This is a genomic window from Ancylomarina sp. (assembly GCF_041555295.1).
Taxonomy (GTDB): domain Bacteria; phylum Bacteroidota; class Bacteroidia; order Bacteroidales; family Marinifilaceae; genus Ancylomarina.
In genome coordinates this window covers 1-9550 of sequence record NZ_JBFFKR010000128.1, presented here as the reverse complement: position 1 = coordinate 9550, position 9550 = coordinate 1, and the positions used below count along the sequence as shown (strand labels likewise).

The following is a 9550-nucleotide window of genomic DNA, read 5'->3' as shown; positions in this document are numbered from 1 at the left end:
TGCTCAATCCATTTATATTGATTTGCATTTGTATTGTTGTTTCAGTTCGTTTAGGCTTGGCTGTTATTGTACGACAGTAGAATAGAAATCATCGACTTCTATTACTTCAAATCAAATATACAATTTATGGTTAATAAGTTGTCTTAGGTAATTCAATTTTAGATGAAGTATCTTGTTTACTCGTTCTATACATGACATGAGACAAGAAATGGGCTGATAAGGTTACATTATCAGCGCAAATATTTGATGAAAAAATGTCCAAGTGAGGAATTTAGAAAAGAAAGGCTCAGCAATTAAGTTTGCTGAACCTTTTGTTATTCAACTAAAATACTTTGTTTTATTACAATTGGTTCTCCATTTTCAGAAATTCCTTCAACAGTCAATTCATATTCTCCTTTTACATCACTACTAGTAAACTCCAGATCAAAATCTTTGTCTTGAGTTATTAGAATATTGGGTTCCCAGAGTAAATCCGTTCGATAATCAGCATGGTTTTTATATTGATGTTCTATTGAATTTATGTGTTCAACTCCGTGAGTAAACAAGGGTAAATAGTAGCGTTCAGTATTTTTAGGTAATTCGGATAATTGACAATCCTGTTTTTTTGAGATCACATTTATGATTCCATATAAGTGTGATGAACCATAATAATATTCACAAGGAACGACCTCTATTTTGTCAATCTCTTTTGAGTTTATGTTCAGAATTTTGGACGCGTCAGACAAGATGAGTCCATCGAACATGAGTAGGGGATCTCGTTTAAAAACACGCACAATATCTGGACTAAAAACATACATATGAGGTTTTTTCTTTTTGTATTTAATCTTAACCGTAGATATAAATTCATGGAAATATTCTTCTAATGAATCCAATTGGATGTAGTCATCAATTTTAATAAAGTGCTTAGCCTTTCCATAAAAATTGGCTTGGCCTCTATATATGCAGGTATCCTTTGTTTCACGGAATGTTTCTTGCTTGTAAATATTACGAATTCTGAAATTTTCAAATTGATCTTTGATAAAATCTAATTGTTCTACTTTAAATTCCTGGTTACTCCACGGCATTGGTGCAAAACCTTCGGAATTGAATTTGTCTTTTAATTTAATAGCCAAGTCTAGTTCATTTTTGTCTCTAACTTGTATTGATATATCATGAAGACCTTTTTTCAATGGAAGATTAAAGTAAAACTTACCTTGATCATTTGTACAAAATGTACTGATGTCAGCATAGCCTCCAATTTTTGAGAGAAAGATATTTTCATTACTAAATGCTTGCTTTGTTTTTCTCATTTTCACCGTACCTTCTATCACGTATGACTCGTCTTCTGGATATCGATAAGCATTAACTGAGTAGGTATTTGAGTTTTTTAACCAAACTGTTTCTAGACCCTTTTCAGCTATCCAACTTTGTTTCCCGAATTTCTTTATTTGTTTAAAGTAGGGAAGCATGTTTGCTCCAAAATCTGAATATAAATTCATATAATCGATAATATTTACCGATGATGTATTGGGTTCTTTGAGTTTTATACTTGCTGATAAGAATAAGCTATCGTCTTGATGGGATAGTTCTTCTAAATGAAGATTAATTTTTATTTTTTGTCTCTGCTTCGTTGTTATTCTTGGTTTTTCAATAAATCGACCTCGATGTGATTTTGAAAAATGTATTACAGCAGTTTTAATAATCTTCCCATCTTTATTCTTTACACAGATATTGTAATTGGTTGATTTTAGATCCTTTATTCTTATAAGATGCTCCCATTTTTTCTGACTAAATTGAAATTCTTTATCTAGAACTATTCCTTCTCTAGATAAAAGTTGGAATCTATGAGAGCCATCAATTACAGAATCATTTTTTGTTATTGAAACTCTTAGAATTCGATTAAGATCTTCAATTTTTGTATGAATTGAAATATTTCCTTGTTCAGATTCTGAGGGAGTTTGCTTGTTGTTTTTAAGGTTTTTGAATGAAATATTTAGTTTTTTAGAAATCGGACTTTGACTATCATCAATATTCTGATTATTGAAGATAAAAAGAGGACTGACGTTTATGAAGTCTAGAGAATTCGTTTTCATCCAATGCGTGTATGCATTAATGGCGTAATTACCTGTAGGGAGTTGAGATGAAATTACAAATCCACCTTCTCCCATTCCATGTTCTAGAATAATGTCAGTTTGCTCTACTGGGAATCCATTTTCTCCAATTAATTCAACGTAGGCTACTTTGCTGGTTTTTGACAGTTTCTGACTTTTGGCATTGATACAATAGAGTTTAAAATGAACAGCTTCTCCTGCGATAAATATCTTTTTTTGTAGATGTACATGTATCTGTTCAGTAGGTAGTTCCTGAGAAAAACCATTTAGAATTGAAGACAGGCTCACTACTAGAATAAGGCTTATATACTTGAATATTTTATTTTTCATAGTTCTAGAATTCAATATTATAAGTAATAGTTGGTATTGCTTCTCCAAAAACAGACAGTTTATATCCAACCATTCGCTCTTCTTCGATACGGAAGTAAGAAGAGTAGGTATTTCTCTGGCCAGTAAGATTATAAATGCCGAAAGCCCAAGAAGTATGATAGGATTTGTTCTTTTTTAAATTACCCTCTAGTAGTAATGTAATATCAGTTCTGAAATAGTGGGGCAGTCTGTATGCATTCCTTTTAGAATAATAGACTATTGGAATACCTTGAATTTTATATTTTGCAGTCGGATAAGTTGCTGGACGCCCCGTGTGGTAAACAAGATTTGTAGAAAAAATAAAACGTCTGGAAAGCTTAAAACTAAGAAAGGCTTTAAGGTTATGAGGCTTGTCGTAAGGGGCTCTGTACCATTCCCCATCGTTCACAGCAAATTCACCAGATTGATCTTTTGATTTTAAATAACTTCTTGAATAAGAGTAGCTGATCATTCCATTAAAACGGCCTGATTTTTTACGTAAGAGCAATTCCAAACCGTAATTTTTACCATCGGCATTTAAAACCTCAGTTTCAGTAAAATCATTTAAATAGAGTTCTGCACCATGCTTATAATCTTTGGCATTTTTAATTTGTTTAGAATAAGCTTCAACTGAAAATTCAACAGTAGAATTTAGAAAATTGCGATAATATCCCAGTGAAAACTGATCACCAATTTGAGGTTTAAGGTAACGATCACTTAGCTTCCATGTATCTGTAGGTGATATCGAGGTCGTGTTGGACAACAAATGTATGTATTGGCGAGTTCTATTGTAACTAGCCTTGAACGAATTGTTATTATTCATGGCATAGTTAACTGAAAACCTCAGTTCAGGTCCATGGTAAATATTGTTGAGTCCACTCGAAGTGTTTTGAATTTCTGTTCTATTCAGACTACTAGGTTTATTGCCTTTATAAATGGCTTCCTCTCTTTTTCCTAAATTACCATATAAAGAATAACGAAAACCAGCTTCAGCATTCAAAAAACCAAGTAAGTCAAATTTACCACCAGCAAATACTGCTGTTTCTAATCCTTTTTCAATATTAATTTTATTCAATGATACGAGTGAAAATTCAGAATCGGGTTTTAATTCTCCTGGACTGATCTCATAAAATTTTGCTGCAGCCCCAAAATCGAAACTTGTAAAAACATCTTTCTCATATGTGAGATGAGATTTAAAGCCCATGTCTTTAACTTTATGAGTCAATTTAAAGGCGTTACTCGGAACATCATTCGAAGACATATCGTATGAAAAACTTGTGAAATGAGCACTGTTTTTCATTTTCAACTTTTCGTTGAAGCGATACCTCCAGTTGAGAGAACTGACAAAATTATTGAAATTATAAATGGTGTCAGAATGTAATTGAAATTCATCTTCACTTTTATAATAACTGAGTTCTATTTGATTGTTTGAATTTGGTTTGTATAGTATTTTCCCATGTAAATCAAAGAAGTTAGATTTCGAATCTACCAATTCCTTTGAGTCAATTTTCTTGATTATCCAATCGGAATATGTGAATCGAAAAGAGTTCATTATTGAAAGCTTTTTCTTTAATAAGGGAAGATTAAGAAAGGCTTTGGATGTGATTGGACTAATTCCAACTTTACCATTGATCTCATCTGCTATGGTTTCAGAGGAATGAATGTCGTAGGTTGAGGAAATACGACCTCCAAATTGAATGGGGATGCTTGATTTATAAAGGCTCGCATCTTGAATCATATCGTTATTGAAGGCAGAGAAGAAACCAAAAAAGTGGGCAGGGTAGTAGATAGGTGCATTGTCAATTAGTATTAGGTTCTGATCTGCAGAACCCCCTCTTACATTAAAACCAATGGCACCTTCACCGGCACTCTCAACACCAGGAAGCATTGTTGTACTTTTAATAATATCAGGTTCTCCTAGTGCAGATGGTAGGCTTTCAATATCTTTTGAAGCAAAGTATTCTAAGCCCATAGCTGTTCGCTTAACCTTGTTGTCTTTAGCAAAAACTTTGATCTCCCTAATGGCTTGCATTTCTTTTCTCAGTTGGACATCTAATCGACCATCACCTCGTAAGTTAATTTTCCGCACTGATTGCCTTAATCCCAAGTATTTAAAATTTAAGACATAGGCTCCCTGTGCAAGTTCAATTTCAAAATAACCATTCTTATCAGAAGTCACACCTTTTTCCATATTGGGTAGAAAAACTTCAACTCCCTTAAGAGGTAGGCCAACACCAAAAAGCTTAATGTTACCGAAAACTTTAGCTTTTTTACGCCCCAAGGCAACTCCAATTTCATGGATAATATATTCTTGTTGCTGCAAAGCAGCAAAATCATCTTCTATCTTTTCATTATTTTGAACATCAACTTGAACTTCCTTAATTTTTCTTTGAAAACTAAATTCTTGATCTAAATTATCAAATTGAGTTAGAATCAGACTATTTCCTCTAATGATGAATTCGATTTTTGAACCTGATAAAACATCAGTTATTAAAGTATGAAGGTCAACTTTAGAGTAGTTTTTTTTAAGCTTAATACCCTTAACCCAAGTTTCATAATAATAGGATTGAATTTGGTACTTACTTTCAAGTTCTTGCGTTAACTCTATAAACGACATGCCTTCGTAGCCAATGCTAATTTCTTTTTTATCCTGTGCAGAAATTGAATTAACCAGAAAAATGATGATTAGGAGAGTGAGTGTTTTTTTCATAGTTTTTACAGATCAAATTTTGAGAGAAGAACAATTGCATCCATGGGGGTTTTTGTCCCTATTTTTAATTTATTACTTCTAATAAAGCGTTTCATTTCTTTTTTTTCCTGAGGGAAAACTTTAAAAATATCACTCCTGCTACTTATACTTATAAGCTCATCATCTTTAATTAGAAATAGACTATTCGCAATAACATATTTGAATTTTCCAGATGAATCAGACTTTAGTATTTTATGTTTTTTTCTTCTGACGACGTATTGGGTATTTTGAAACTTTACAACCTGATAATAGCTCTTTGGATCTAACTCGGGATGCACTAAATCTCCTCTAAGGAAATCAAATTCGTATAGGGATTCTGTAACTGTAAACCCCTCAAGAAAGAAGGGATTTACAATAATATTTCTCTTTGTTTTATCTAAGGTTTCTATCGCAGTAATTATCTTCTCTGTTGAGATATCATACGAAAACTGAATATCATCAAATCGAATACCTTTAAAGAGAAAACTACCCTTGAGATCCATTCTTTCAAGAAAGAATTGTTCTCCTGAAGCTATAGATGTTTTAGGCACCCAGGTTTTACCATTAATAATAGTTTTTAAATTGCCTTTCGATAAGGGTTGCCCTGAGATATCAGGACTAAATCCTAAGAATATCAGGATAATAAGATTGGTTAATAATAGTTTTGTTTTCATATTTATATAGATCAAGGCCAAAATGAGGGTTTTTTAGTTGGGTATTTTTGATTGCACTCATAACAATGTCTAAACCTAGCTTCGTATACGGTTAAGCGAGGTCTAATTATTACTCTTTCAATAAAATATCTTGTAAGGTCTGGTGGAGAATTATCGGGAACGGTAATGTATATGAATGTTTCACATTCCTTAGGGAAATCACTGAATTCAACAGAATAGTCGTCCTTAGAGAATATGCCTTTTTTGGTACGAACCGAAGAAACTTCAAAATAACCTAAGACTTCGCAATCATCTTCACAGGTAGATATATTACCTTTAATATTAGCAGGTAATATATCGTATAGATTACCATTTGTTTGATGAATGGCCTTCATGTTTTTCCAAAAGATAAAATTTTCTTGTGAGACGGAATAGAGGCGCATGTCGAGTAGGTATTTATGTTTTAATTTGACCTCATGCTTTAAAATTGTTGATGTTAGGAGATGATTAACCTCTCTACTCTCAATATCAGAGGCATCATAAAGGTTAATGATAGGAAAATCGTTGACTGGATAGCAAACCGTTTGGGGATTTTCAGTAAACTTAGTATCAACTTCAAAAGGTGTATGCCACTCGTAACTCTCTCTGTATTCCCAACGTAGATAAGAACCTATATTTTCATTATTTTTGGCGTCAAAATAAATGCCAACAGCTTCTTCTGTATTATCATCAGTAATAACTTCCAATTCATCTCCATAAAGAGAAGTGATTTCAAAAGGGGGAAGCATCAATTCGGGCGTAGATTCATATTTATCACCAGTTAGTGTTTGAATTTCAATCCAATAAGATCGTCCAACTTCACCTTTAATTGTTGTGTACGAACTCTTATATATACCGGGCTCAGTTTCATTTAAAATTTCAGTTCTATCCAAGTCATTATGTAAAATTACTAGAGCATCTCTCTCGGGTTTTAAAGGAAAACTATCGGCAAAACTAACAGTCCTAAATAAGCGAACTTCACATGGCCCGATTTCATCCGTAATTTTACCATCTACTACGAGAACAGAAACATCTCCATCAATTTCTGGATAGAATTTTTCTATACACGAGAATAGAATCGTGCATAAGAGTGAGATCGTTATGAATTTTTTAATATTCATACTTTACTTTTATTTGAGATAGGCCAAAAAGAAGGCTTTTTAGTTGGGTATTTTTGATTGCACTCATAACAATGTCTTTTTCGGACTTCGTATGCTGTTGTGTTTTCTCTGGGAATGACTTTAACGATCTGGTATTTCATTGGGTCGGGTGTTACACCTACTATAATAAATGTCTCACATTCCTCAGGGAAATCAGTAAAATCAACTGTAAAGTTATTTTTTGAGAAAAAAGCTCTTTTTCTTCGTACCGAAGAAGCCTCAAAAAATCCTAAAACCTTATTCGTGTTATCGCAGCAGCTGATATTACCTTTAATGTTTGCAGGTAAAATATCGTAGAGATTCCCATTAGTCTGATGAATGGCTTTCATATTTTTCCAAAAAATATAATTCTCTTGAGAAACAGAATAAAGATTTATATCGATGAGATATTGGTGTTTTAACTTGACTTCATGTTCTAAAATTGTAGCTGTTAAGAGATGTTTTATCTCTTTTTTATCAAAATCAGATGCATTATAGACATTGATAAGTGGGTAATCTGTAACTGGATAACAAATCTTTTGAGGATTATCAGTGACCTTGGTCTCAAGATCAAAAGGCGTATGCCACTCATAACTTTCTCGGTATTCCCATCTGAGATAACTCTCAGTGTTTTCATTATTGTTGGCATCAAAGTAAATTCCTACGCCATCTTCTTTCGAATTATCACTTATTATGGCTTCTAATTCATCTCCGTATATTGAGGTAATCTCAAATGGCGAATGAATAACTTCAGGGGTTGATTCATATTTTTCACCAGAGAGTGTTTGAATTTCGATCCAATAATTTACTCCTACAGTTCCTGTAATCTCGTTTGAAGAGCTACGATATACACCGGCTTCGTATTCTGTTAAAATTTCGCTGTGTCCCAAATCGTCATGCAGAATCACAATCGCGTCCTTTTCAGGTTTTATTGAATAATCATCTGTAAAACTAACAGTCTTAAATAAGCTGACTTCACAAGGGGTGCCATCATCAGTGATTTTACCATCTACCACCAATATATCAACATTTTCATCAATTTCAGGATAGAATTTTTCCGTGCATGAAAAAAGTATCAGGCTGAATAAAATGAATAATATGGGTTTGATATTGGACATATAAATGGGATTTTATTGTTTCGCTTTTTTTCCTATTTGCTTAGGTGACATCAAGGCCAAAAAGAGGGTTTGTTAACGGGATATATCACATTACACTCATAGCAATATCGCCAACGGACTATATATACCATCTCCGTGTTCTCCTGATATGAATTAATAATCTTATATATATCTGGTGGAGGTGGAGGAGTTCTCATATCATATCGCTTCATGAATTTTTCGCAGCTTTTATCAAAATCCGAAAATTCAAGTGAAAATTCATTTTTGGTGAAGAAACGTTTCATTTTACGAACAGATGATGCTTCGAAATAGCCTAATACTTCACAATTGTTCTCACAGGAAGAAATATTGCCTTGAATATTAGCGGGCAAAACATCGTAAATATTGCCATTGGTCTGGTTAATAGCTTTCATATTTTCCCAAAACTCATAGTTTTCTCGAGTAGTAGAATAAAGATGCATATCAAGAAGGTAGATGTGTTCTAGTTTAACCTCAGTTTGCAAAATTTCGGATGTTAAGAGATGATTAACCTCTTTTTTTGCTAGATCAGAAGCATCATAAATATTGATTAGAGGAAAATCGTTTACCGGAAAGCATATTGTAGTTGCATCTTCAGAAAATTTATCCTCAACTTTAAAAGGGGAATGCCACTCGTAACTTTCTCTATATTCCCACCTAAGATGGCTAGCCTTATTATTTTGGTTTGTAGCATCAAAATAGATACCTACACCTTTTTCCTTTGAATTTTCACCAGTTATAAATATTTGTTCATCTCCATAAATAGAATTTATTTCGAATGGAGAATTCATTTTTTCGGGTGTTGATTCATACTTGTCTCCAGCTATGGTTTGGATTTCTATCCAATAACTATGGCCTATTGTCCCATTAATTTCATTAGATGAACTACGGTAGATACCTGCTTCAAATTCTGTTAAGATTTCCGTTTGTTTCAGATCATCATGTAGGATTACGATTGCATCTCGTTCAGGTTCTAAGGAAAAATCATCTGTAAACTTAACTGTCCTAAATAACCTGACTTCGCAAGGGTTGCCATTGTCATCCGTAATTTTACCATCAACAACAAGTATCGAAACATCTTCATCAATTTCCGTATAGAACTTTTCCGTGCAAGAAAAAAGTATCAGGCTGAATATAATGAATAATATGGTTTTGATATTTGGCATATAAATGGGGGTTGAATGGGTTATTTTTTTTTACAATGATGAGATCAGGGCCAAAAAGATGGTTTTTTCACAGGATATTTCTCATTGCATTCGTAGCAATAGCGCCAACGAAGAATATATACCGTAGCCATGTTTTCAATGTAGGTATCAATAATATAATATTTGCTTAAAGGTGGACTGCCATCTTCATATCTTATGATGAATTTCTCACATTCTTTATCAAAATCAGAAAATTCAAGTGAAAATTCATT

General features: G+C 33.1%; 7 protein-coding genes. All 7 read right to left on the bottom strand.

Translation table 11 applies throughout. The annotated features are described in order from the left end of the window. Positions 1-314 precede the first annotated feature (314 nt). Positions 315-2420, bottom strand: a complete 2106-nt coding sequence (locus tag ABY905_RS10190; RefSeq protein WP_372643262.1) for a hypothetical protein — start codon at positions 2418-2420, stop codon at positions 315-317. Positions 2421-2424: 4 nt separating this feature from the next. Next, positions 2425-5148, bottom strand: a complete 2724-nt coding sequence (locus tag ABY905_RS10185; RefSeq protein WP_372643259.1) for a carboxypeptidase-like regulatory domain-containing protein — start codon at positions 5146-5148, stop codon at positions 2425-2427. Positions 5149-5153: 5 nt separating this feature from the next. Then, on the bottom strand, positions 5154-5840 hold the full coding sequence (locus ABY905_RS10180) for a hypothetical protein (RefSeq protein WP_372643256.1): 687 nt from the start codon (positions 5838-5840) through the stop codon (positions 5154-5156). 11 nt (positions 5841-5851) lie between these two features. After that, positions 5852-6979, bottom strand: coding sequence for a DUF4249 domain-containing protein (locus ABY905_RS10175; RefSeq protein WP_372643254.1), 1128 nt, complete (start codon positions 6977-6979; stop codon positions 5852-5854). Next, on the bottom strand, positions 6976-8115 hold the full coding sequence (locus tag ABY905_RS10170; protein ID WP_372643252.1) for a DUF4249 domain-containing protein: 1140 nt from the start codon (positions 8113-8115) through the stop codon (positions 6976-6978). The genes ABY905_RS10175 and ABY905_RS10170 overlap by 4 nt, the downstream gene beginning before the upstream one ends. Positions 8116-8165: 50 nt before the next feature. After that, positions 8166-9299, bottom strand: a complete 1134-nt coding sequence (locus tag ABY905_RS10165) for a DUF4249 domain-containing protein (protein ID WP_372643250.1) — start codon at positions 9297-9299, stop codon at positions 8166-8168. A gap of 44 nt (positions 9300-9343) precedes the next feature. Then, positions 9344-9550: hypothetical protein (locus tag ABY905_RS10160; protein WP_372643248.1), on the bottom strand; the 207-nt coding region annotated here is incomplete at its 5' end.

Bases quoted from the DNA above. Each gene is read 5' to 3' on its own strand.
- ABY905_RS10190 (WP_372643262.1), bottom strand. From the start codon at position 2,420: ATGAAAAATAAAATATTCAAGTATATAAGCCTTATTCTAGTAGTGAGC.
- ABY905_RS10185 (WP_372643259.1), bottom strand. From the start codon at position 5,148: ATGAAAAAAACACTCACTCTCCTAATCATCATTTTTCTGGTTAATTCA.
- ABY905_RS10180 (WP_372643256.1), bottom strand. From the start codon at position 5,840: ATGAAAACAAAACTATTATTAACCAATCTTATTATCCTGATATTCTTA.
- ABY905_RS10175 (WP_372643254.1), bottom strand. From the start codon at position 6,979: ATGAATATTAAAAAATTCATAACGATCTCACTCTTATGCACGATTCTA.
- ABY905_RS10170 (WP_372643252.1), bottom strand. From the start codon at position 8,115: ATGTCCAATATCAAACCCATATTATTCATTTTATTCAGCCTGATACTT.
- ABY905_RS10165 (WP_372643250.1), bottom strand. From the start codon at position 9,299: ATGCCAAATATCAAAACCATATTATTCATTATATTCAGCCTGATACTT.